Raw genomic sequence first — 23,285 nt, 5'->3', positions numbered from 1 at the left:
GTCCCGCGTTGGACTTACAATCGAGCAGATCGGAAAAGCGCGGCTTGATTCGTAGATAATGCGCTAATTGTCCTCCTGAGCCACCTTCTCGGAATCGGAAACTTCAACTTTGGATCGGGATTCCCCCGCACCAACACCGTCGCTCCGGTGCCTGGATTGAACCTCTGCTGGAGCACTGGAAGTAGAGCAACTGATCAACGCAGTACAGGGTGGGCACCTCCCGTGCGTGCCCACCCTGGTTCTGCGATTGCGCGCTCCTACTGGAAGTAGCTGGCGCCCTTCAGGTCGCCGCCTCGGTAGTCACCGCCGGCGGTGCTGACTCGCTGTGAGATGTTGACCAGCGCCTGGTGGATGCCCCGCGCGTGTGTGTCCCACTGCTTGGACTTCTTCTGGAACTCCTCGTACGCTTCGCCGCCCCAGCCCGCGGACACGTTGAGCACGGCCTGCTTCAGGGCCTCGAGGTCCTCCTCGAGCTTCTTTGCCTGATTGCCGAGCTCGGTGGCGAGCGCATCCATGGTGCCGTAGGTGACGGCAAGTTCGTCGTAGTGGGCTCCGGACATCTTTCCCTCGTTTCTATGCAGATTTCAGCCGGACTGCGCAGCCCGGACCGCGGTGCGGCTCGCTGCCGCCGATGGCTCGTCAGCAGCCTCAGTAGCTGTTGAGCGCCGAAGTCTTGCCACCGAGATCGTCTACCGAGATCTGCTTGAGGTCGGCTTCGATCTGGTTCTCGAGGTTGCGCTTGTCGGTCTTGTTCAGGTTGATGCCCTCGAGGAAGTCGTCGAGCATCTTGCCGATCGCGACCATGTGCTGGTTGATTTCCGTCTGCTTCGTGTTGAACGCCTGGGCGCCCTGTCCCCTCCAGGCCTTCTCGATCATGTCGATCGTGCCCTGCAGCTTCGCGAGCGATCCCCTGATGTTGTCGTATCGATCGACGACCTCGGTCTGAAGCCTCTGTACGTCGCCTTCATTAAGCTTGCGGTCGACCATTTCGGCACTCCCCTTCGTAAGAGCTGTGGTTCGCTTCCGAGCGCGTCATCGCGCCGGAGAGGTCGTGTGTGACCGGTTGACGTGCGTGAGTTGTCATGCTTTTCGCCGCGAGCGGATCACCGCGAAGGCACCGCCGCCGATCACCAGGGCCGCCCCTGCGGCTCCGAGAGCGACCCACGTCGTGGTGTTGTCGGACGACTCCGAGGTCGATCCTGACGCCGAAGTCTGGCCGCCAGAAGTGTTCTTGGGGGCCTGTGACGAGCTTGATGCGGGAGCGGAGGGGGAGGCGGTGACGCCCGTGACACCGGTTCCGTTCTCGAAGCTGAGGGGGTCGGTTGCGGCCGACCCGGGGCTGATGTCGCTGTTCTCCAGCACCTTGCGGGGGCGGACCAAGCCGTAGCCCAGATAATTGCTCGGCTTATTCTTCGGCCAGTCGCGGCTCGCTGTGTCGATCAGACAGCGGAGAACCTGGTTGGCGGTCCAATTGGGGTGGGCGGACCAGATGAGGGCGGCTGAGGCGGAGGCGATGGCAGTGGCCATACTCGTTCCTCGTCCGTCGCAGTAAGAGCGAAATCTGGCGTCGCACCACGTGGGCACGTTGAGACCAGGAGCTGCCAGATCGACATAGTTGCCGTGCTCCGAGAATTCGCCCACTTTCCCCTTATCATCTGCGGCAGCCACCCCTACCACGTAGGGGTAGGCCGCAGGGTAGTCGATGAAGTTCTTGGATTCAGCATCGTTGCCGGTGCTGGCAAACATCAACTTGCCCTTGGAATGGGCGTACTTGATGGCCTTCTCCTCGTCCGGGTCGATGAAGCGACCGCCGTAGGACATGTTGATGATCTGAGCATCGCTGTCCGCAGCCGCCTTAATCGCATCCGCCGCGGAGGGGGTCTTCTTCTTGTCGGTCTCGTTCTTAACACCGTTGACGAGCATCCGAATGGGGATGATCTTCGTCCCAGGGGCCAAGCCCTGCATACCCCCTCCGGCACCAGTCCCGGCAATCAATTCCGCCATGCTGGTGCCGTGGCCGTCATAGTCCTCGGTAGCGTTGTACGAGACTGCATCCGGTACCTCGTCTCCGAGCACCTGACCCTTCAGGGAGGGTGTATCGGGATTCACACCGGTGTCCAGCACGGCAACCTTGACGCCCTTGCCGGTGCTGATCTTCCACATGCCTTCGGCGTGCATCGCGTTCAAGTACCACTGCTTCGACTGGGCGTCTGCGGCGGCCGCACTCGGAGCCAGCCCCGAAGACGCGACTGCGAAAGCACCGAGTGCCGCGTACACGGTGGACACCCGTCCTCCGGCACGTCCTGCGAAGAACGCCGTCAATCCACCACGTGGGCTGGTCCCTGTCATGCCTCTGTAGATCCTCGCTCTGATCAGTCAGTCACTGGTGGCGTGTTGCGTCGCGAGGTCTCCGGTTGGGACTCACCCTCACGATCCCTGCGGTTCGTGTTGCGTCGATTTCCCGTGCGGTCGTGCGGCGCGCCTGCGGCGCCTCCGGCCGGTCCACCGCTTCTCCCTGCTGGGGCTCGGCCCTTGGGTGTACCAACGACGCCGTCGGCATTGCCCGCGGCTAGACGCGCAGTCTGGCCCGGAGGAGCGCCAGGAGTGTTCGGCGCCCCGATCACTCCGCGCTGCCCGATTTGGCCGACGGGTGCACGGGAGCCGGTGTTGCCGCCGGCGCCGACGACCGGACCGCGCGGGACCTGGGAACCGGTCACCCCTTGAGGACCTGTGGCGGGTCTTCCTCCGACGATTCCATTACCGCGCGCCGCACCTGTGGAACTCGCACCGCCCACGCGGTCGCTCGTCGGTCCCCCGACGGTGCGTGGCATCCCGCCGGAGACGCCTCGGCCCACGGGGGAAGCGCTGCCACCTCGAGCACCTGACTGCCCCGGGTTGGTGGCGTGACCCATCGGGCCGGTCGTACCGCGACCGCCGACGGTGCCGCTCGAAGCACCTGTACGACCCTGAGCCGAGATCGGGGCCCTGTTGCCGTTCGCTCCGCCGAAGCCCGAGGTGCGGCCGGCCAACCCGCTCTTGGCAGGTGGAACCGTGCCGGAGGGGAAGGGTGGGGTGATTCCACCATTGCTGCTCGGACCCGTCACCGTATGTGGCGCATTGGTAAGCGGCCTTGTGGTTTCCTGGGGCGGCAGGGTGCCTACGCTGTCGATCCTCGTGCCAACGTTTCCATCCTGCGCAATGGCCGAGTCGTCCACTTTCCTCAGCGGCGGCGTGGTGTCTCCCGAACGCGGGTGTTCTGATCCCCTGTTCGGAGTGTCATGTCCGGCAACCATGGACTCACTAACGGCCGCAAGTCCACCGGAGCTTTGCGCTTCCCCAGCGTCGCGGGGGGACCGGTAGTTCGGATCCGGCTTAGGCACTCCCACATCCGGCATAGGCTCGAACGTCGGCGGCTCCTGCCCCGCCATGATCTCTTCCGACACTGCGTAGAAGGACGCCAGCCGGTTCATCTGGTTGATCGCCTCTTGGCGGTCCTTCTCGGCCTTGACCGCAGCCGCGTACTCCGCGTTGCTCTCGGTTTGCTTGGGCGTCGGAATGTCCGCGACCGCCTTGGGGTCCTCTCGGGTGTCGCGGGGCGGCATGGCGCTGCGGACGGAGGCGAGGCCCGTGGCCGCTGCCGTGATCTGGGTGCCGGCGGCGTCGGCGAAGGCGGCGAGTTTGCGGGCGTGGATGACGAGATTGGCGCCCCACTTGCGAAAGGCCTCGCCCGACTCGCCTTCCCAGTCGACCCGGGTGATGTGGCCTTCGAGTTCCTCGGCGGCGTCTTCGATGGCGGTCTGGGCGTTCAGCAGGGCAGTGCCCGCAAGTTCCAAGTCCTCCGGTTTTGCGGACTCGACCATGTCGATCATGGCGTTCAGGGCGTGGCCCTCGAAGTTCGTCTTGCCGAAGACACGGGGGACTTTCCAGCCGAAGGGGAGAAGCTGGGCCACGCCCGTCGCACCACTCACCATGTCGATGACGTTGACCTGCGCCGCGGCCTGTTCCCTCTCCGCCTGGTGCGGTACCGGGTGTTCCTGCTCTTCACTCATCAGTACAGGTCACCTGCCTGGTCGTCATCAGAACGTTCTGGCGCGGTCTTGCCCTGCTTCGCAGCCTCCGCAGCTTCCCTCTCCTGCTTCGCTTCAAGCTGCTGACGGCCGATCTCAGTCCTGATCTCCCAGAACCGCCGCCGCTCCTCCTCGTCGATGTTGCTGAAGTTTCCGCCCGCGCCCATGACGGCGATCTGCATCGCCTCGATCTGAAGGCCCAGGTTCTTGGAGAGTGCGGTGAGGCGTTCGTGGACGCGCTCGTACTGGCTGTGGAGACCCTTGGCCTCGGCGAAGCCGCCCGAGCCGCTGAAGGAGGCCTCGGAGAGGGCGTGCGCCGCGATCTTCTGCGGGCTGCCGGGTGAGCCCTCGAATGTGGAGAGCACGGCATCGACACGCTTCTTGAAGGTTCCCAGTGCCTCCAAGCCGACTTTGAAACCCTCCGCAGGCAGCATGCCTTCCCTCCCCGTTCCCCGTTTGTTAAGTCGTTGAGCGGTGCACAGGTGATCACCGATCGGCACACTCGATCACCACTGTAGTCAACGTGTGTGACACAACCAACTGAACTTCGTGGTATGCGAGTTGCCAGGGGGACCAGACCGGCTGAGCCACGAAGTCAGCAACCCCCCTGCCGCGTCGTCACCGCGAAGTCGTACGAAGGGACCGTCACCGTCCCCTCACCTCCCCCGATTCCCGGCGGCTCATAGTCCCCGTCCTTCGACCGGGTGCGTGTGACCTGCATACAGAAGGCCGAGTCACCGCCGGTGACCGTGTAACGCGCCTCGGAGGGCGTATTCGAGTCGGCGGGTGTCGCATTCACGCCGTACTGCGGGGCGTCGCCACCGCCGTGCTCGACGACTTCCTGCTCGATTTTTGTCGCGTATTCGTCGATCCAGCCGGTGTCGTCGTCCTCGGCATAGATGTCGCCGAAACCGGAACTGCCGTCCAAGGCGTCCGTGGCACCCTGCACCGCAGTCGTCAACTCGGTGTCGTCCCACGCCGTGTCATCGGAGACCTTGAAGCCCTGCACACACAGGTAGATGCCGACGCCGGCCAGGGCGACGAACACGACACGAGCGGCGATGAAGGAGGCGTCGGACAGTTCTTCGGCCGACGGGTTGGTGCCGGCGCGCCACGCCCGGACGCGGTCCGCCTTGACGCAGGCCATGGCCAGCAGCACGGCGGACAGGATGAGGCCGAGGACATTCAGTTCGGTCAGCGCGTCCATGGTCCGCCGCCCTCCACCCGTCGCTTCTGCCTGCGTCGCGCGTCCCGGATTGCCACCGCCGTGCCGCCCATCCCCGCGACGAGGACCACCGCGCCCACGGCCACGTAGGTGGCGAGGCGGGCGTTGCGTTCCTCGGCGGTTTCGCCGATCTGGAACTTGGCCGGGGTGGGGGCTTCCGGTCTGCCCAGGCCTGCTTGGGGGTTGGGGGACTCTATGGGGCGTTCGTCCTGCGTCAGGGCTCGTACGGGGTCGACCACTCCCCAGCCGACCAGACGGTCGTGGCCCGCGGTGGTGCGCTCCGCGGTCTGCTCGATCTGGGCGACGATCTGCCGGGCCGTCCAGTCGCGGTGTTTCGCCTTGATCAGAGCCGCGAGGCCGGCGACGTACGGCGCCGAGAAGCTCGTACCGTTGTCGGAGCAGTGGCCGCCCTTGGGGACGGTGGAGATCATGTCGACACCGGGGGCCGCGACGCCGACGAACTCGCCGGACTGGGAGAAGGCGGCGCGCTCGTTGTTGCGGTCCGAGGCGGCGACGGCGAGGACGCCCTCGTAGGAAGCCGGGTAGGTCTCCTTGACGTTGCCGCCGAGGCCGTCGTTGCCCGCCGAGGCCACGACCACGATCTTCCGGGCCAGAGCTTGGTCGATCGCCAGCTTCAGATCGGACGTCGACGTCATCGGCTTCGTGGTGTCCTGGGAGATGTTGATGACGTGGGCCCCGGCCTGAATGGCGTAGCGGATCGCTCTGGTCAGGGTGCCGACGTCGCCGTTGCCCTCCGCGTCGTTCTGCTGGATCGGGATGATCGTCGCGTCGGGGGCCAGGCCCACGAAGCCGGTGCCCTTGGCGGGGCGGGCCGCGATGATGCCGGCGACCTTGGTGCCGTGGCCGACCGTGTCCGTGGTGCCGTTCTCCTTGCCCCGCTCGATCGGGTTGCCGTCGTCGTCCTTGAGGTTCTCGGGCAGGAAATTGCGGCCGCTCTTCACGTCGACCGCGTCGGTGAGTTGGGGATTCGTCACGTCGACGCCGGTGTCGATCACCGCCACCCGCATGCCCTTGCCCGTGGACTGGCTCCACAGCTCGTCCAGGAGGACGCGCTGCAGGGACCAGGGGCGGCCCGGGTACTTGCCGTTGGGGAACGCGCACTGGTCCGAGTACGGCAGGTCGGCCGCCGTCGCCGGGGGCGCGAGGACGACGGGGGCGGTCGTGAGCAGAGTCGCCGCCGTCACCGCGGTCGCCCTGCGGAGGAAGGAGGGCACGTGTGGCATGTCCGGACCCCTCAGGAACCCTGCGGCTGGCGTGCCGCCGTCGTCGACAGGCGTGGGCCGGTCGGCAGGAACTCCGACCAGGCGACGGGGATCGGCGCGGGGTCCACGTCCTTGTAGCCGAGCCGGGTCTGGGCCTGCTGGGCCTCCTGCTGGGCCTGCCGGCGGTCCTTGGCCGTCGTACCGATGCCGGCGTCGTCCGCGCCGCTGTCGGCGTTGGACTGCAGGACGTAGCGCAGGCCCGTGTCGGTGACGAGGAAGACGGGGCCGGCCTTGGTCTCCCTGCCCTGGAACTGGCGGTAGAGCTGGCCGGAGCCGGGCGTGACGTAGGCGCTGGAGGAGCCGGTGGGGAGCTTGGCCGGGAAATCCGTGCCGGCCCAGGTGCTCAGGGTCGTGGCCCCCGAGCCGGCGTCGACGCCGCGCAGGACGTTGCAGACGGTGCCGCGGCCTCCTGCGGTGCCGGAAGCATCGTTGACGGGCTGGGGGTCCTCGGTGGGCCAGCGGTGCTCGGTACCGAAGGGCTTGCCGGGGACGATCGCACCCGGGCTCATGTCCTTGGCTGCACCGGCCTGGCCGAGGGAGGCCAGGTCCTCGCTGAACAGCAGGAGTTGGGCCACGAAGGCCGAGACGGGGGCGACCCGGCCGGGCAAGACCACGTAGTACTGATCGCTGTTGAGGTCGGACGCCTTGAGGACCATGCCGACCTTGTTGGTCTTGTCGTCCAGTTGGCCTGGGGCGTCGGCCGCGACACCGATCTGATCGGGGATCTTCGGGAAGGAGATCGGGTCGCCGGTGTGCAGGGTCTCCAGCCACTCACGGGAGACCTTCTGCGGCTTGCGTCCGGAGCCGACGACGGCGCGCAGCAGCAGTTCGTTGCTCTTGTCGACGGGGTACGAGCGTCCGCTCGCGTCCACCACGTAGTGCTTCCCGTCCGGGGCCACCACGTAGAGCAGTTGCCCGCCCGTCAGTTTCTCGCCCTTGCCCTCGGTCGCCTTCAAGTCGCGGGAGGCGAGGACCAGGGCGGCCTTCTGGATGGACTCCCCGCCCGCGCTGGGGCGTTCACAGACCGCCCAGCGCTTCTCGCCGCCCGCCTCGGACGCCGAAGGGAGACGGTCGGGCGCGTACGGGATGCCGATGGTGGCTCCGTGGGGGATCTTGCCGTTGTCGAGGACGGACTCGGCGACGGTCACCACATCGCCCTGGCCTTCGTTGAGGAGCAGCTTCGCGGAGGCCATGTTGAGGACCGGGTGCAGCTGGACCTGTTTGCCGGTCTTCAGGACGACGTAGCGCGTGGTCGAGTCGCTGGCGACGATCACCTTGGCGTTGGGTTCGTCCCAGCCTTTGGGCGCGGTGGGCTTGAACATGCCCCAGGCCCCGAAGACGGCCATGACGACCACGGCCACGATGGCGCCGGGGATGACCGCTCGCAGTGGACGCGGTGCCCCCTCGTCCGAACCGTCGGGCGACGACTGCAAGAAGGCCGCGAGCATGCGGCGCTTCGCGAAGGTGTAGGCATTGAGCTGGTCGCGCCGAGATGCCATCTCTGCTTGTCTCTCCCCGTGTTCAGATGTGCCGCGCTCGCCTGGTGTGTCATGGCCGACCGCCCCGGTGTCAGAGCGGCCCCCTACTATGCCTGGTATCCGCGGGGACTTGTGTTGCGGGTAGGGTGCCCGGGCCTTCACAGGCGTGGTGCGGTGCTGAGACACCAGCGAGTCGTCAGCAGAACGGGGGGATGGAGTGATGGTTTCCGGAACGCGCGCCCGGTCCCGCGACCGATCGCGGACGCGGGGTGCTTCGGCGCCCGGGCAGGGACCGGTGCAGCAACCGGCCTCGCCGGGGGCGCTCCACTCCAAGGTGCGTTCGGGTCAGGTCGGGGCGTTCCGGTTGCAACGCCTTGTCCTGTTCGAGGTCGCGGCCGCCGCCGTGCTCGTCGGATGGGTGATCGATCCCGTGGCCGTGGTGCCTGCGGCTGTCCTCGCCGGCTGTCTGGTGCTGCTCTCCTTCCTCCGTCGCCGCGGGCGTTCCCTGCCCGAGTGGTTGGCCACGGCTCAGGCGTTGCGTGCACGGCAGCGGCGGGCCGCGAGTACGCCGATACCGGAGGGCACGGAGCCGGGGCTGGCGCCGGCCGTGGAGTGCGACCCGAGTCTGCGGACGTACACGTACAGCGGCCGCGACCGTCGCCCCGTCGGAATCGTCGGGGACGGTACGTTCGTCACCGCGGTCCTGCATGTCGAGGCCGACGCCACCGCGCTGCGGGCCGAGCGGAACAAACAGCCGTTGCCGCTCTCTCTGGTGCACGACGCCTTGGATGTGGACGGTATCCGGCTGGAGTCGGCTCAGGTCGTGCTCCACACCCAGCCCGCGCCGGCGATCCATCTGCCCCGGCAGTCCGTGGCAGTCGCCAACTACGCTCCCCTGCAGGAGCAGACGGGTGCGCCGGCCGTACGCATCACGTGGATCGCGTTGAAGCTCGATCCGGAACTGTGCGCGGAAGCGGTGGCCGCCCGCGGGGGCGGCCTGGTCGGAGCGCAGAAGTGCGTCGTGCGTGCCGCCGATCATCTCGCGAGCCGACTCACCGGATCCGGATTCCGGGCGACCCTCCTCGACGAGGAGCAGCTGACCGCCGCCATCGCCACGTCGGCCTGTGCCAACCCGCTGGTGACGGCGGAGGCCGGGCGGACGGACACGCGGGAGCGGCGGACCGAGGAGTCGGGCCGGAACTGGCGCTGTGACAACCGCAGACACACCACGTACTGGATTCGCCGGTGGCCCGCCCTGGGTGGGGAGAGGGCGCCGTCGCTGCCGCAGCTCGTCGCTCTGGTGACGGCCGTCCCCACCCTCGCCACCACCTTCAGCCTCGCGCTCAGGCGGGGGGAGCGGAACGAGGTGTCCGTCTGCGGGCACCTGCGGGTGACCGGGCGCAGCGACGACGAACTCGTCGCCGCCCGGCGCGCGGTGCAGGCTGCGGCCCGGCACACAGGCATGGGGCTCTCCCGACTCGACCGGGAACAGGTGCCCGGCATGCTGGCCACTCTGCCCCTCGGAGGTGCCCGGTGACGGCGACGACCCCGCGCGTAGGACAGGCGGCGGCCACCGGACGGGGCGAACCGCAGTCCTCTGCCCCCGAGCGGGCGCGTGAACTACTGCGCCGCGGCTTCGGATTGATCGGTCCGAGACACCCTCGGCACTCCGTGACCGTCGACCAACTGGACACCCTCGCCCTTCCCGTCGCCGACGACGGCGTCGTCATCGGCGTGGACGCGGAGAACCGGCCCGCTGTACTCGGGCTCAACCGGCCGCTGCCGTACGACGTCGTGCTCATCGGCGGGCTGTGGACCGTGCAGGTCATCGCGCTCAGGGCGGCGGCGACGGGGACGCGGGTCGCCGTGGAGACGGCGCGGGCGCAGGTCTGGATGCCGATGGTGCACGCCATGGGGGGCGGTCAGAACGGGATGGCCGTGTACGACGTCGGGCGGGTGCCGCCTCTGGGTGCCTCGGCCGGTACGCCGGTGCTGGTGGTGCGGGACTGCGGGATGCGGCCACCCCGTGGTCGCGTGGTCTCCGGGCCCTGGCAGTCGGTGCTGACCCTGTTGCCGTACGTCAGCCCGGTCGCTCCGCGGCTCCTGCGGCAGGCGCGGCTGGTGGGCATTCAGAGGGTGTCGCCCGACGAAGCCACGGAACTGGGCCGCACGATGGCGCTCACCCGGGCCGAAATGGACTCCCTGCCGGGGCTCTCCGACGGCCTCACCCTGTGGTGTACCGACCGCGATCGGCAGTACGTGATGACACAGCCCACGGATGCGGAGACCGGGTTGTTGGGTACGCCACGTCGGATGGACTGACGGGCCTGGCAGCGAAACCGTTCACAGCACCCGGTTTGTCGACTGTTGCGCCAGCAATTGCGTCGCATTTGCCTGGTTTTCGAGGTCCAGCGTTGCTGTGGAGGGGCAGACAGGCCTGCCGGGTCGGGGCGTGTGGTGATTAGGCTGGGACAGGGATCGACGTCGGACCGCGTGGAGTAGGCGTCGGCGTCCCAGGGCAAGCGGGGGAGCCTGTGGAGCGGACGACCTCGGACGACCTCTGACACGCCTCAAACGACTTCGCACGACGTCGGACGACAAGCAAGGGTCGCCCCAGCACGGCATGAGGGTGCTCGACCACACCAGGAGGAACACTGTGAGCAGCGATCGGGACGGGAACCGCGGGGGCTGGGCGACACCCGGCGATGACCAGCCCGACGCGGAGTCCGCAGCGGAGATGACGGGCGAGTTCACCATCGACTACGCGCCGCCCGCCTGGTACACGCAGAACGCATCGGGGAACTCGTCCTCGGGACAGGGGGCGGGGGCGGGGGCGCCCGAGGAGTCCAGTCCTTCGGCGGCTGCCGGAGGGCCCGGGGGTTCCGGGGCGCCCGGGGGCTCAGGAATGCCGAAGGGGCCGGTGCCGCCGCTGCCCGGGCTGACTCCGCCGCCGCATGCCAATCCGTCCGGTGGGGCCTCGGCCTTCTCGGCGCAGAGTCCCGGTCAGGGACCGGCCTCGGCGTCGCAGCCGGCTCCGGCGCCCGGTGTGCCCTTCACGCCGCCCGCGCCGGCGCCCGCTCCGGGTGCTCCGTTCACGCCTCCGGCGCCCGCGCCGGGTGCGCCCTTCACTCCGCCGGCTGCCGGAGGCCCGGCCGGTGTGCCCAGGTTGCCGATGGGGAGCGGTTTCGAGCCGCAGGCGTCGCAGCAGGCGCAGTCCGAGGCGCCCCAGGCGGGCCCGGCCTCTCCCACCGCTGTGCCGCACATCCCCGTGGGTGGGTATCAGGCGCAGTGGACGCCGTCGGCTCCACCGGAGACGGCCCCGGCTGCTCCGGAGGTGGCTCCTGCCGCTCCGCACGCTCCCGAGGCTCCGGCCACTCCTCCTGCCACCCCTCCCGCCGCCTCCGGGACTCCCGAGGCTCCGGCTGTGGCTGCCGGTGCGGCAGAGCCGTCGGCCGGTGATCTGGAGAGCGGCGCCACCATGCGCTTCTCCGCCGTCGCCCTGAAGCGGGAGATCGAGGAGCGGGCCGCCGCGGAGGCGGTTTCCACGCCCGACGTGCCCGGCACCCCCGACGCCAACGACACCTCCGACACCTCCGACGCTTCCGACGCCCCCGAGGTGCCGGGTGTCGAGGACAAGGGCGAAGGCGAGATCGAGGCTGAGGGCAGCGCTGTCCGCGCGGATGACACGGAGGACCACGGCCCTGACGCGGAGACCGACGACGCCTCCGACAGGGTCTCGGAGTACGCGCTGGACGCGGACGCCTTCGCAGACGTGCCGTCGGCCGAGGAGGCCGAGCCGGAGGAGACGCGGCCGGAGGGCGCAGACGCGGAGCCCGTGGTTGTCGAACCGCCTGCCGTGGCAGCCGACGACAGCGAGTCCGACGACGCCGCCGTCCAGGACGGGGCGCCCGCCGACGACGCCCGTTCGGAAGAAGCCGAAGACAAGGACGCCGAGGCGGACAACACTTCGCTCGAGGACGCCCCGTCTCAGGCCCACGCACCCGAGGACGTCCGGCCCGAGGATGCCCTGCCGGCCGGCGCCGAACCCCCGCGTGAGGACGCCGTCGCTGCTCCTGAGGAGCCCTCCGACGCGCCCCACGCCGACCTCGCGTCCTCGGAGGGCGAGCCGGAGGACGCCGTACCGGCCGCCCCGGCCCCCGAAGCCCCGGCTCCGCAGAGCACGCCGTCCGACTCGGTTCCCCCGATCCCGCAGGGTGTCCCGCCGTTGCCGCCGTCGTACCAGCCGGCGGCCCCGGCGCCCGCGCACCAGTGGCCCGTGCAGCCTCAGCAGCAGCCCCAGCCGGAGGCGCGGCCCGCCGATCCGCAGGTGCCGGTGCAGGGTCAGGCGCCGGTGCCGCCGCAGCACTCGGTACCGGGCCAGCAGCCGCCGTTCCAGCCCCAGGCTCCGCAGCCCGCGCCTGCCGCGTGGAACCAGCAGCCCGCACCGACGCCGCCCAACCAGCCGCCGGCCCAGCCCGTACCGCAGCCCGGGGGTTACGGCTTCCCGCACCCGGGAGCCCCGGCCCCGGCCGCGCCGAACGCACAGGGCGGCTACGGCTTCCCGCACCCCGGCGGCCCCCCCCCGGCCGCGCAGCCCCCGGCCCAGCAGCCGGACGGCCCGCACGCGCCCCACGCGCAGGGCGGCTACGGCTTCCCCCAGCAGGGCGCCCCCGCCCCCGCCGCACCGCAGCCCCCGGCCCAGCACCCCGCCACTCCGCCCGCCCCCGCACCGACCCCTCAGGGCGGCTACGGCTTCCCCCGGCAGGGCGCCCCCGCCCCCGCCGCACCCACCCCCCGGGACGGCTACGGCTTCCCGCCGCCCGGCGTCCCCGACGCCCAAGGCGGGTACGGCTTCCCCCAGCCGCCGGTCCGGCAGCCACAGCCCCAGGCGCAGCCCGGCGTACCCCCGCAGGCCCAGCCGCAGCCCGAGGCCCAGCCTCCGCACGCCGGGCAGCCCGGCCCGTCGGGGCAGCCTCACCCCGGGCAACAGCCGCCGCAGCAGCCCGTGGACCCCCGTACCGGTGCCGCCTGGCCGCAGCCCATGCAGCACGACCAACGGCAGCCGACCAACCCCGGAGCGGCGCCGCTCGGTTACACCGCCGCCGTGGAGCTGTCGTCCGACCGGCTGCTCAACAGCAAGAAGCAGAAGGCGAAGAGCAGCCGTCCGGCGGCCGGTGGCGGCCGGTTCAAGATCGGCGGCAAGAAGGAGGAGGCCGAGCGGCAGCGCAAGCTGGAGCTGATCCGCACGCCCGTGCTGTCCTGCTACCGGATCGCCGTGATCAGCCTCAAGGGCGGTGTCGGCAAGACGACCACGACCACCGCGCTGGGCTCCACGCTCGCCACCGAGCGGCAGGACAAGATCCTCGCGATCGACGCCAACCCGGATGCCGGCACCCTCGGGCGCCGTGTGCGGCGCGAGACCGGCGCGACCATCCGTGACCTCGTCCAGGCGATCCCGTACCTCAACTCGTACATGGACATCCGGCGGTTCACGTCTCAGGCGCCCTCCGGTCTGGAGATCATCGCCAACGACGTCGACCCGGCCGTGTCCACGACCTTCAACGATGAGGACTACCGGCGCGCGATCGACGTGCTGGGCAAGCAGTACCCGGTGATCCTCACCGACTCCGGTACCGGTCTGCTGTACAGCGCCATGCGCGGTGTGCTGGACCTCGCCGACCAGCTCATCATCATCTCGACGCCGTCTGTGGACGGGGCGAGCAGTGCGAGCACGACCCTGGACTGGCTGTCCGCGCACGGGTACGCCGACCTCGTCTCGCGGTCCATCACCGTCATCTCCGGGGTGCGCGAGACCGGCAAGATGATCAAGGTCGAGGACATCGTGACGCACTTCGAGACGCGCTGCCGTGGTGTCGTCGTCGTGCCCTTCGACGAGCACCTCGCCGCCGGTGCCGAGGTCGACCTCGACATGATGCGGCCGAAGGTGCGGGAGGCGTACTTCAATCTCACGGCGATGGTCGCCGAGGACTTCATCCGCCACCAGCAGGCGCACGGCCTGTGGACCTCCGACGGCAACCCGCCGCCGGTCGCGGCCCCGCCGCTGCCCGGGCAGGCCGTGCCGGGTCAGCCCGGGCCCGGGCAGCCCTACGCCCAGCCGGGGCAGCCGCCGTACCCCGGGCAGCAGCAGCCGGCACCTGGTCAGCCGGGCCCGTACCCGCAGCAGCCACAGCCCGGCCAGCCCTACGCCCAGCCGGGACAGCCCTACGCCCAGCCCGGCCAGCCCTACGCCCAGCCGGGACAGCCGCAGCCGTACCCGCAGGCCGCGGGCCAGCCGCCCTACCCGCAGCCGGGGCAGCCGGGGCAGCAACCCGGGCAACCGGCGGCCCACCCCGGCCAGCCGTACCCGCAGCCCGGGCAGCCCCCGGCCGCTCCCCCGCAGCCGGGCTACGGCTACCCCCAGCCGGGACAACCCGGCCAGCCCGGCTACCCGGCCCAGCCCGACGGGCAGACCCCGCCGCCCCCGCCTCCGACGCAGTAATCACCTCACCCGATCGGCCCCTTCTCAGGGGCCGATCCCTGCCCGGCCCGCGCCGTTCCGACTCGGCGCGGGCCTCGGCGCGTTCAGGGGCGGAATTCCGTTGCCAGGCCCTGGCCAGGGGCGCGTCAGTGGTCTCCACCAATGAGTGCGAAAAGCTCGCCAATTCGTTATTTCCGCAGGCCACAAGGGGTGAACGCGCCGTTGACGGGTGGAGACGGCCGCTGGTACACACACATCACGCATCTGACAGCTGATCAACCCGTCCTTCCCGTCCGAGCGATGACGCGAGGTCCGACCATGGGCACGAACGATCAGAACCGCAGCCTCCCGCACGGCCTCCGGCTCGTCGCCCTGGCCGGGGCCGCCGCGCTCACCCTCACCGCCGGTCTCGCGACCCCGCTCGACCCGGCTCCCCAGCAGGCCCGGGCGGCCGACGACGGCAAGAAGGTGCTGACCGTCGCCGTGGCGCAGAGCGTGGACTCGCTCAGCCCGTTCCTCGCGGTCCGGCTGCTCAGCACGAGCATCCACCGGCTCATGTACGAGTACCTGACCAACTACGACCCCAAGGACAACCACGCCATCGCGGGCCTGGCCACCAAGTGGGAGCCGTCGCCGGACAAGCTGACCTGGACCTACACGATCCGCTCCAACTCCAAGTGGTCGGACGGGCAGCAGGCCACCGCCGAGGACGCGGCCTGGACCTTCAACAAGATGATGACCGACACCGGCGCTGCCACGGCGAACGGCAGCTACGTCGGGAACTTCCGGAAGGTGACGGCCCCGAGCCCCACCAAGCTGGTCATCGAGCTGAAGAAGCCGCAGGCCACGATGGCCGCGCTGGACGTGCCGATCGTGCCGAAGCACGTGTGGGAGAAGGTCTCGGACTTCTCCGAGTTCAACAACGACAAGAGCTTCCCCGTCGTGGGCAACGGGCCGTTCGTGCTCAGCGGCTACAAGGCCGACAGCTACGTCCGGCTCAAGGCCAACAAGAGCTTCTGGCGCGGGTCGCCGAAGTTCGACGAGCTGGTCTTCCGCTACTACAAGGACCAGGACGCGGCCGTGTCGGCGCTGCGCAAGGGCGAGGTGTCCTTCGTCGCCGGGTCCCCGTCCCTGACGCCCGCTCAGGCGGAGTCCCTGAAGGGCGCGGACGACATCCAGGTCAACGACGCCCCCGGCCGCCGCTTCTACGCCCTCGCCACCAACCCGGGCGCCAAGGCCAAGAACGGCGAGAAGTTCGGCGACGGCCACCCCTCCCTGCTGGACCAGCGGGTGCGCAACGCGCTGTTCCGGGCCGTGGACCGCGAGGCCATCATCGACAAGGTGTTCCGGGGCCACGCCGTCGAGGGCGAGGGCTACATCCCGCCGCGCTTCCAGGACTACTTCTGGAAGCCGTCCGCGAGCCAGAAGCTGGCCTACGACCCGGCCGAGGCGGCCCGGCTGCTCGACCGGGCGGGGTACAGGAAGAACGGTGACGGCAAGCGCGTCGGCAAGGACGGCAAGCCCATCACCTACCGCGTGCTGTGCCACGCCACCGACCCGAACGACAAGGCGGTCGGCAAGTACCTCCAGGAGTGGTGGGGCGAGCTCGGTATCGGCGTCCGGCTCAACTGCCTGGACAACGTGACGGACCCGTGGCTGGCCGGCAAGTACGACCTGGCGTTCGACGGCTGGTCGGTCAACCCCGACCCGGACTTCGTACTGTCCATCCACACCTGCGGGGCCCTCCCCGCGACGCCCGAGGAGACGGGCGCGACGGACAACTTCATCTGCGACAAGAAGTACGACGATCTCTACGCCCGGCAGCTGACCGAGTACGACCCCGCCAAACGGGCGGACATCGTCAAGCAGATGGAGTCGCGGCTGTACGACCTCGGGTACATGAACGTCATGGCGTATCCGAACGCGGTCGAGGCCTTCCGGACGGACCAGATCAAGTCGATCACGACCATGCCGGCGAAAGCGGGCAACATCTACGGCCAGGACGGCTACTGGAGCTGGTGGTCGGCGGTCCCGGCGGACTCCGGCGGATCCTCCGACAACGCCTCGTCGACCGGGGTCGTGGTCGGGATCGTCGCGGGTGTCGTGATCCTCGGCGGGCTAGGCGCCTTCGCGGCGATGCGGCGGCGGGCCACCGCCGAGGAACGCGAGTGAAGCGGCGAGCGGGTACTCATGACCGCTGACGCGACCCCCGCGCTGGTCGAGGACGAACAGCGGACGGCGGCCGGGCCACGGGTACGCAGGAGTTCCGCGTACCCGCGGTACCTGGCGGGGAAGGTGGCCGGTGCCGCCGTCTCGCTGCTGGCCGTCCTCGTGACCAGCTTCTTCCTCTTCCGGCTGATTCCCGGCGACCCGGTGAAGACCATGACGGGCGGCCGTCAGGTGTCGGCGGAGCAGCTGGCCGCCTACCGCGAGGAGTTCGGGCTCGACCTGCCGCTGTGGCGGCAGTTCACGGACTACTGCGGCAAGGCCCTCACGGGTGACTTCGGGACGTCGTACCAGTTCCGCGCCCCCGTCGTCGACAAGATCACCGAGGCGCTGCCGAACACCCTGCTGCTCACCGGTACCGCCTTCGTCCTCTACACCGCGCTGGGCATCTTCCTCGGCACCCGGTCGGCGTGGCGGCACGGCAAGCTGGGCGACCGCGTCAACACGGGGCTCGCGCTGACGCTGTACTCCATCCCGTCCTTCTGGCTGGGGCTGCTGCTGATCATCGTGCTGTCGGTGGGCATCGGCCCGCTGCCCGGGATGTTCCCGACCGGCGGCATGGAGTCGGGCGGCGAGGAGGGCTTCGCGTACGTGCTCGACGTGGCACACCATCTGGTGCTTCCGGTGGTGACCCTGGTGGCCGTGGAGTACGGGCAGACGCTGCTGGTCACGCGGTCGGCGCTGCTGGACGAGATGGGCAGCGACTATCTGACGACCGCGCGGGCCAAGGGGCTGCGCGACGACCTCGTCCGCCGCCGGCACGCCGTGCCGAACGCGCTGCTGCCGACCGTGACGCTGATCTTCATCAACCTGGGCCGGACGGTGGCGGGCGTGATCCTCGTGGAGACGGTGTTCTCCTGGCCCGGCCTCGGCGGGCTGTTCTACCAGGCGCTGAGCGTGCCCGATCTGCCGCTCGTGCAGGGCCTGTTCTTCGTGTTCGCCGCCGCGGTGATCCTGATGAACACCCTCGCCGACCTGGTCTATCCGCTGCTCGACCCCCGGGTGGCCCGATGACGACGTCGACCGGCACGGCCCCGGGCCCGCGCGCCCTCGCCCGGCAGCGCCGCAGGGCGTCCGTCGCCCGCTTCTGGCGGCAGTACCGCTCCGAACGGGCGGGGCTGTACGGCCTGACCGCGCTCTCGCTGTGCGCGCTGCTGGCGCTCTTCGCACCGCTGTTCGTCGGCTCCGACGTGAGCAGTGTGACGGACGCGCCGGGGCGTCCGATGCAGAGCCCGAGCGCCGAGTTCCCGCTCGGCACCGACCAGTTCGGGCGGGACCTGCTGGGCCTGGTGATCTGGGGCTCGCGGGTGTCGCTGCTGGTCGGGCTGCTCGCCGCCGTGCTGTCGGTGGCGATCGGCACCCTGATCGGTGTGACGGCGGGGCACTTCAAGGGCTGGTACGCGACGGTGATGATGCGGATCACCGACTGGTTCCTGGTGATGCCGACGCTGGTGCTGGCGATCGCCCTGGCGACCGTGATGTCCCGGTCGCTGACCACGACCGTCGTGGCGATCGGCGTGACCACCTGGCCGACCACTGCCCGGCTGGTGCGCGCCCAGACCCTCGCCGTGGAGACCAGGCCGTACATCGAGCGGGCGCAGGCGCTGGGCGGCGGCCACTGGCACATCATGTCCCGGCACGTCCTGCCGAATGTGATGCCGCTGGTACTGGCCCAGACGACCCTGATCATCTCCTCGGCCATCCTCGCGGAGGCGACCCTCGCCTTCCTCGGCCTGGGCGACCCCACGGTCGTGTCGTGGGGCGGACTGCTCCAGGACGCGCGCGAGGCGGGCGCGGTCAGTGCCGGGGACTGGTGGTACCTGGTGCCGCCGGGCATCGCCATCGCCGTGGTGGCACTGGCGTTCACGCTGTGCGGGCGCGCCGTGGAGTCCGTCCTCAACCCCAGGCTGGGGGTGTCGCGTTGAGCCTGCTCGACGTCAGGAACCTGACCGTGACGTACGCGGGCGGGGTGGCCGCCGTGCGCGGGGTCGATCTGCGCCTGGAGGCGGGTCACAAGCTCGGCCTCGCCGGGGAGTCCGGTTGCGGCAAGTCCACGCTGGCGCTGGCCCTGCTGCGGCTGCTGCCGGCGGGCGCACGGATCACCGGCGAGGTGCTCCTCGACGGCGAGGACGTGCTGGCCATGAAGTGGGGCCGGGTCCGGGCGGTCCGCTGGGCCGGGGCCTCCGTCGTCTTCCAGGGCGCGATGCACTCCCTCAACGCGGTGCACCGCATCGGCGACCAGATCGCCGAGCCGATCCTGCTGCACAAGAAGGCCACCGCGGCCGGGGCGAAGAGGAAGACCGGTGAACTGCTGGAGCAGGTCGGTCTCCCGGCGGCCCGCGCCGACGCCTATCCGCACGAACTGTCCGGCGGCCAGCGCCAGCGGGTCATGATCGCCATGGCCCTGGCCTGCGATCCCCGGCTGATCATCGCCGACGAGCCGACGACCGCACTCGACGTGATGATCCAGGCCCAGATCCTCCGGCTCATCGAGCAGCTCGTCGCGGACCAGGACCTCGGCCTGATCATGATCAGCCATGACCTGGCGGTCCTCGCCGACACCTGCGACCGGCTCGCGGTGATGTACGCGGGCCGGGTGGTCGAGGAGGGCCCGGCCGCCCAGGTGTACGAGGACGCCCGGCACCCGTACGCCCGGGCCCTGTCGGCCGCGTTCCCGCGCATCGGCGACCCGGCGTCCCGGTTCGCGCCGCAGGGACTGGCGGGCGACCCACCGGACCCGGCCGCGCTGCCGTCCGGCTGCACGTTCCATCCGCGCTGCCCGGTGGCGCTGGAGTCGTGCCCGGAGGAGGACCCGCTGCTGCGGACCGCGGGGCCGGAACGCCGGGCGGCGTGCGTGCTGGTCGGGCCACCGGCGGATGTACCCCGCGGTGCCCGAGAGGAACCAGAGCCCCTGGAGGAAGCGAGGCCCGGCACGCCATGACCACATCGCCCACCGCCCCCGAGGTCACCACGGCCCCGCTGCTGAGCGCCCAGGGCCTCTACGTCACCTTCCCCGGACGGCACGGCGGCCCCCGGGCCCGCGCGGTGGACGGCGTCGACCTGGACATCCGCCCCGGCGAGATCGTCGCTCTGGTCGGCGAGTCCGGCTGCGGCAAGACGACCCTGGCCCGCAGCCTGCTCGGTCTGGTCGAGCCGACGGCGGGCCGGGTCACCTTCGACGGTCGCCCCCTGGACTACTCCGGCCGGTCCCTCAAGGCCTACCGCAAACGCGTCCAGCTGGTCCTCCAGGACCCGAGCGGCTCGCTCAACCCCCGGCACACGGTCTACGACGCGGTCGCCGAGGGACCGCGCATCCACGGCTACGGCGGCGACGAACGCACGGCGGTCGCCGAGGCCCTGTCCCGGGCGGGCCTGCGCCCCCCGGAGCGCTTCTTCCTGCGCTACCCGCACGAACTGTCCGGCGGGCAGCGCCAGCGGGTCGTCATCGCCGGGGCGCTCGTCCTGGAACCCGAACTCCTCGTCGCCGACGAACCGGTGGCGTCCCTCGACGCCTCGGTGCGCGGCGAGATCCTCGCCCTGCTGCTCCGGCTGCGCACCGAACTGGGCCTGTCCGCCCTGGTGGTCACGCACGACCTCGGTCTGGCGTGGAACATCGCCGACCGGGTCACCGTGATGTACCTGGGCCGGATCGTGGAGACGGGCGCGGTGGAGCAGGTGCTGACGGCCCCCCGGCACCCGTACACCCAGGCCCTGCTGTCCGTCCTCCCCGAGGCCCCGGGCGCCCCGGTGGTCCTCACGGGCGAGCCCCCGGATCCGTCCCGCGTCCCGTCGGGCTGCCGCTTCCACGCCCGCTGCCAGATCCTCGCGAGCGGCGAGGCGGAACGGGCGGGTGTCGCGGACGCGTGCCGCACCCAGGATCCGGAGATCCTCGACGGCGACGGCACGGCCCAGGTGGCATGCCACTGGGCGACGCGCTGAAGGCCAAGGGCCCCTGAGCCATGCGGACAGCCCGGCTAGGTGTGAGACCCCCCGGCGTGGGCGAGGGCGCCGGGGGTCCGGCAGCCGACGATCGCCGGGGCCTCCTGGACGAGCGTGTCGTCGGTGAGCGCGTGCACCATGAACAGGGCGAAGTCCACCCGCCGCGTCAGGTTGCCGGCCAGTACCGGGTCGCCCACGTGCCGGCTCCACACGGGCAGGCCCTGGCTCTCGCCCTCCTCCAGGGAGCTGCCGCGCACCACGGTCCACCGGGTGTCGCTGGCGAACACCCGCCGGCACGCCTCGACCTGGTCGTCGAGTTCGACGGCGCGGACGAGCTTGGCCAGCACGGTGGCGATCCGTACGCCCAGTACGAACAGCCGTGAGTACGTGTCCTTGCCGTCGCGGCTGATGTGCCAGCCGCAGGAGAAGACCAGGCGCGCGCCCGGCCGTGCGTGGTCGAGCACCGCCTGCGCCGTGCCCGACGCGTACTGCCGTACACCCCACGGCACCAGTACCGTCAGCACCCCGTCGCACCCGGCGACCGCCCGCCGGATCACCTCCGGGTCGTTCGTGTCTCCGGGGACGACGGTGATCCGGCCCTCGAACGCGGCCAGCTTCGGCACGCTGCGTTCCCGGCACACCCCGACCACTTCGTAGCCGCGCTCCAGCGCGTGCCCGACCATGTACTGCCCGAGCTTCCCCGAAGCCCCGATGACGCAGACCTTCTTCACACGTTCCGTGTCCATGGCGCAGTCCCCTTCGCCGGGATGCCTACCTTATGTTGTAAGGCAAGCTAGCCTTATGCTGTAAGGCGGTCAAGGGGAGTGCACGGCGAAAAGCGAGCAGGAGGGCCGGATGGGCGCGGGGAACAAGGGCCGGCGGGGGGCGTCGGAGCGCACTCCGCTCAGCCGCGAGCGCGTGATCCGCACGGCGGTGGCGGTGGCGGACGAGAAGGGGGCGAACGCGCTCACCATGCGGGCCATCGCCGGACCACTCGGCGTCGAGGCGATGTCGCTCTACCACCACGTCGCGGGCCGGGAAGACATCCTCGACGGCATGGTGGACGCGGTGTTCGGCGAGATCGACCTACCGCCGCGCGACACGGACTGGAAGAGTGCCCTGCGCCACCGCGCGGACTCCGCCCGTGCCGTACTGCGGCGCCACCCCTGGGCCGTCGGCCTCATGGACTCCCGCTCCCAGCCCGGCCCGGCGACCCTGCGCCATCACGACGCCGTCATCGGAACGCTGCGCGCCGGAGGATTCTCCGTCCCCATGGCCGCGCACGCCGTCTCGCTGATCGACAGCTATCTGTACGGGTTCGTGCTCCAAGAGCTGAGCCTGCCCTTCACAGGCGCCGCCGAGCTGGACGAGGTGGCGGGCGCCATCGTGCGCGACATGCCCGCCGACACCTACCCCCACCTCACCGAACTGGCCACCGAGCACGTCCTCAAGCCCGGCTACGACTACGCCGACGAGTTCGCCTTCGGCCTCACCCTCATCCTCGACGCCCTCCACCCGGACGAGGCCGCGAGCGCGTAGCGAGTCGGCGGAGGTGCCAAGGAGGTGTAGCGAGTACGCGGAGGTGCCGGGGAGGTCAGGCGGATCGCTCGGCCGCCGCCACCAGCTCCCGGCAGCGCTTGACGTCCTCGGCCATCTGCTCCAGCAGCGCGTCCAGCGTGTCGAACCTGGCCTGCCCTCGCACGAACGACAGGAAGTCGACGGCGACATGGAGGCCGTACAGGTCGAGCCCCACCCGGTCGATGGCGTACGCCTCCACCGTGCGCTCGGTCCCCTCGAACTGCGGATTGGTCCCCACGGAGATCGCGGCCGGCATCGCCTCGCCCTGGGCGTGCAGCCAGCCGGCGTACACACCGTCGGCCGGGATGGCCGTGTGCGGCAGCGTCTCGACGTTGGCCGTCGGGAAGCCCAGTTCGCGCCCGCGCTGGGCGCCCCGGACGACGACGCCCTCCACCCGGTGCGGCCGGCCGAGGATCTCCGCCGCGCCCTCGACGTCACCCTCGGCGACCAGCCGCCGCGTCAGCGTGGAGGAGAACGGCTCACCGCCGCCCGCCGCACCGGTCACGTACAGGTCGACGACCTCGACCTCGAAGTCGTAGGTCTTGCCCTGCGTGGCGAGGAACTCCACGTTCCCGGCGGCCTTGTGGCCGAAGCGGAAGTTGGGGCCCTCGACGACCGCCTTGGCGTGCAGCTTGTCGACCAGGACCTTGACGACGAAGTCAGCCGGGGACAGCTTCGAGAACTCGGTCGTGAAGGGGAGGATGAGCACCGCGTCCACGCCCAGGTCAGCCATGAGTTCGGCGCGGCGGTGGTGCGGCGCGAGCAGCGGCGGGTGGCTGCCGGGGCGCACGACCTCGCTGGGGTGCGGGTCGAAGGCGACGACGACGGCGGGCACGCCCAGCTCCCGGGCGCGGTCCACGGCATGCCGGATGATCAGCTGGTGCCCGCGGTGCACTCCGTCGTAGGAGCCGATGGTGACGACGCTGCGCCCCCAGTCCTGGGGGATGTCCTCCAAGCCACGCCAGCGCTGCACTGTGCCTGCTCCTTGTCGAAAGCTCGTCGAACCCGTGT

The 23,285-nt window shown here is 70.3% G+C and carries 20 protein-coding genes and 1 pseudogene; 10 read left to right on the top strand and 11 right to left on the bottom strand.

Annotated features, from left to right (window positions below; genetic code table 11):
• Positions 1–257: 257 nt before the first annotated feature.
• The 8 genes from A4E84_RS29250 to eccB form a co-directional block, all read right to left on the bottom strand.
• Positions 258–560: a WXG100 family type VII secretion target gene (locus tag A4E84_RS29250; protein ID WP_062929397.1), complete on the bottom strand. Its 303-nt coding sequence runs from the start codon at positions 558–560 to the stop codon at positions 258–260.
• An 88-nt stretch (positions 561–648) separates the two neighbouring features.
• The gene (locus A4E84_RS29245) at positions 649–987 is read right to left on the bottom strand and encodes a WXG100 family type VII secretion target (RefSeq protein ID WP_031138371.1); all 339 of its coding nucleotides are present in this window, start codon (positions 985–987) and stop codon (positions 649–651) included.
• A gap of 93 nt (positions 988–1,080) precedes the next feature.
• Positions 1,081–2,349, bottom strand: a complete 1,269-nt coding sequence (locus A4E84_RS29240; RefSeq protein WP_079129160.1) for a S8 family serine peptidase — start codon at positions 2,347–2,349, stop codon at positions 1,081–1,083.
• Between the two features lie 23 nt (positions 2,350–2,372).
• A complete protein-coding gene (locus tag A4E84_RS43040) occupies positions 2,373–4,049 on the bottom strand; it encodes a WXG100 family type VII secretion target (RefSeq protein ID WP_159029627.1) in 1,677 nt (558 codons plus the stop codon).
• The gene (locus A4E84_RS29235; protein ID WP_063827519.1) at positions 4,049–4,501 is read right to left on the bottom strand and encodes a hypothetical protein; all 453 of its coding nucleotides are present in this window, start codon (positions 4,499–4,501) and stop codon (positions 4,049–4,051) included. The genes A4E84_RS43040 and A4E84_RS29235 overlap by 1 nt, the downstream gene beginning before the upstream one ends.
• A 161-nt stretch (positions 4,502–4,662) precedes the next feature.
• Positions 4,663–5,274 (bottom strand): hypothetical protein, encoded by a 612-nt coding sequence (locus A4E84_RS29230; RefSeq protein WP_062929396.1) that lies wholly within the window; start codon positions 5,272–5,274, stop codon positions 4,663–4,665.
• The gene (gene mycP / locus A4E84_RS29225; protein WP_062929395.1) at positions 5,262–6,536 is read right to left on the bottom strand and encodes a type VII secretion-associated serine protease mycosin; all 1,275 of its coding nucleotides are present in this window, start codon (positions 6,534–6,536) and stop codon (positions 5,262–5,264) included. Before mycP ends, A4E84_RS29230 begins: the two co-directional genes overlap by 13 nt.
• Positions 6,537–6,547: 11 nt before the next feature.
• Positions 6,548–8,074 (bottom strand): type VII secretion protein EccB, encoded by a 1,527-nt coding sequence (gene eccB / locus A4E84_RS29220; RefSeq protein ID WP_062929394.1) that lies wholly within the window; start codon positions 8,072–8,074, stop codon positions 6,548–6,550.
• 199 nt (positions 8,075–8,273) lie between these two features.
• On the opposite strand from eccB, the gene eccE reads away from it, so the two are divergent.
• From eccE to A4E84_RS45835, 3 genes and pseudogenes are all read left to right on the top strand, one after another.
• The gene (gene eccE, locus A4E84_RS29215) at positions 8,274–9,590 is read left to right on the top strand and encodes a type VII secretion protein EccE (protein ID WP_079129159.1); all 1,317 of its coding nucleotides are present in this window, start codon (positions 8,274–8,276) and stop codon (positions 9,588–9,590) included.
• Positions 9,587–10,375 (top strand): hypothetical protein, encoded by a 789-nt coding sequence (locus tag A4E84_RS29210; protein ID WP_062929393.1) that lies wholly within the window; start codon positions 9,587–9,589, stop codon positions 10,373–10,375. The genes eccE and A4E84_RS29210 overlap by 4 nt, the downstream gene beginning before the upstream one ends.
• Positions 10,376–10,676: 301 nt before the next feature.
• Positions 10,677–10,790: pseudogene (locus A4E84_RS45835) on the top strand (hypothetical protein); the annotation flags it as partial.
• 266 nt (positions 10,791–11,056) lie between these two features.
• On the opposite strand, the gene A4E84_RS45830 reads toward A4E84_RS45835, so the two are convergent.
• A complete protein-coding gene (locus A4E84_RS45830) occupies positions 11,057–11,317 on the bottom strand; it encodes a hypothetical protein (RefSeq protein ID WP_213084212.1) in 261 nt (86 codons plus the stop codon).
• Between the two features lie 214 nt (positions 11,318–11,531).
• On the opposite strand from A4E84_RS45830, the gene A4E84_RS29200 reads away from it, so the two are divergent.
• The 6 genes from A4E84_RS29200 (at position 11,532) to A4E84_RS29175 (ending at position 20,696) form a co-directional block, all read left to right on the top strand.
• On the top strand, positions 11,532–14,552 hold the full coding sequence (locus A4E84_RS29200; RefSeq protein ID WP_062929391.1) for a MinD/ParA family ATP-binding protein: 3,021 nt from the start codon (positions 11,532–11,534) through the stop codon (positions 14,550–14,552).
• 297 nt (positions 14,553–14,849) lie between these two features.
• Complete coding sequence (locus A4E84_RS29195) at positions 14,850–16,703, top strand: ABC transporter substrate-binding protein (protein WP_062929390.1); 1,854 nt, start codon at positions 14,850–14,852, stop codon at positions 16,701–16,703.
• Between the two features lie 18 nt (positions 16,704–16,721).
• Complete coding sequence (locus tag A4E84_RS29190; RefSeq protein ID WP_062929389.1) at positions 16,722–17,771, top strand: ABC transporter permease; 1,050 nt, start codon at positions 16,722–16,724, stop codon at positions 17,769–17,771.
• Positions 17,768–18,682 carry an ABC transporter permease gene (locus tag A4E84_RS29185; protein ID WP_062929388.1) on the top strand — a complete coding sequence of 305 codons (915 nt, stop codon included), beginning with the start codon at positions 17,768–17,770 and terminating at the stop codon, positions 18,680–18,682. The genes A4E84_RS29190 and A4E84_RS29185 overlap by 4 nt, the downstream gene beginning before the upstream one ends.
• Entirely contained in the window at positions 18,679–19,698 is a 1,020-nt protein-coding gene (locus tag A4E84_RS29180) for an ABC transporter ATP-binding protein (RefSeq protein ID WP_062929387.1), read from the top strand. Before A4E84_RS29185 ends, A4E84_RS29180 begins: the two co-directional genes overlap by 4 nt.
• Positions 19,695–20,696, top strand: a complete 1,002-nt coding sequence (locus A4E84_RS29175; RefSeq protein ID WP_062929386.1) for an oligopeptide/dipeptide ABC transporter ATP-binding protein — start codon at positions 19,695–19,697, stop codon at positions 20,694–20,696. The genes A4E84_RS29180 and A4E84_RS29175 overlap by 4 nt, the downstream gene beginning before the upstream one ends.
• Before the next feature lie 35 nt (positions 20,697–20,731).
• Here the strand turns inward: A4E84_RS29175 and A4E84_RS29170 are convergent, their stop codons facing one another.
• Entirely contained in the window at positions 20,732–21,442 is a 711-nt protein-coding gene (locus A4E84_RS29170) for an NAD(P)-dependent oxidoreductase (RefSeq protein ID WP_062929385.1), read from the bottom strand.
• 109 nt (positions 21,443–21,551) lie between these two features.
• Here A4E84_RS29170 and A4E84_RS29165 point away from each other — a divergent pair, with 109 nt between their 5' ends.
• Entirely contained in the window at positions 21,552–22,235 is a 684-nt protein-coding gene (locus tag A4E84_RS29165; RefSeq protein ID WP_062929384.1) for a TetR/AcrR family transcriptional regulator, read from the top strand.
• Between the two features lie 55 nt (positions 22,236–22,290).
• Here A4E84_RS29165 and A4E84_RS29160 read toward each other — a convergent pair whose 3' ends face one another.
• Positions 22,291–23,247, bottom strand: a complete 957-nt coding sequence (locus A4E84_RS29160) for a bifunctional riboflavin kinase/FAD synthetase (RefSeq protein WP_062929383.1) — start codon at positions 23,245–23,247, stop codon at positions 22,291–22,293.
• Between the last annotated feature and the right edge of the window lie 38 nt (positions 23,248–23,285).

The organism is Streptomyces qaidamensis, assembly GCF_001611795.1.
Classification (GTDB): Bacteria; Actinomycetota; Actinomycetes; order Streptomycetales; family Streptomycetaceae; genus Streptomyces; species Streptomyces qaidamensis.
This window is presented reverse-complemented; position numbering and strand designations above follow the sequence as displayed.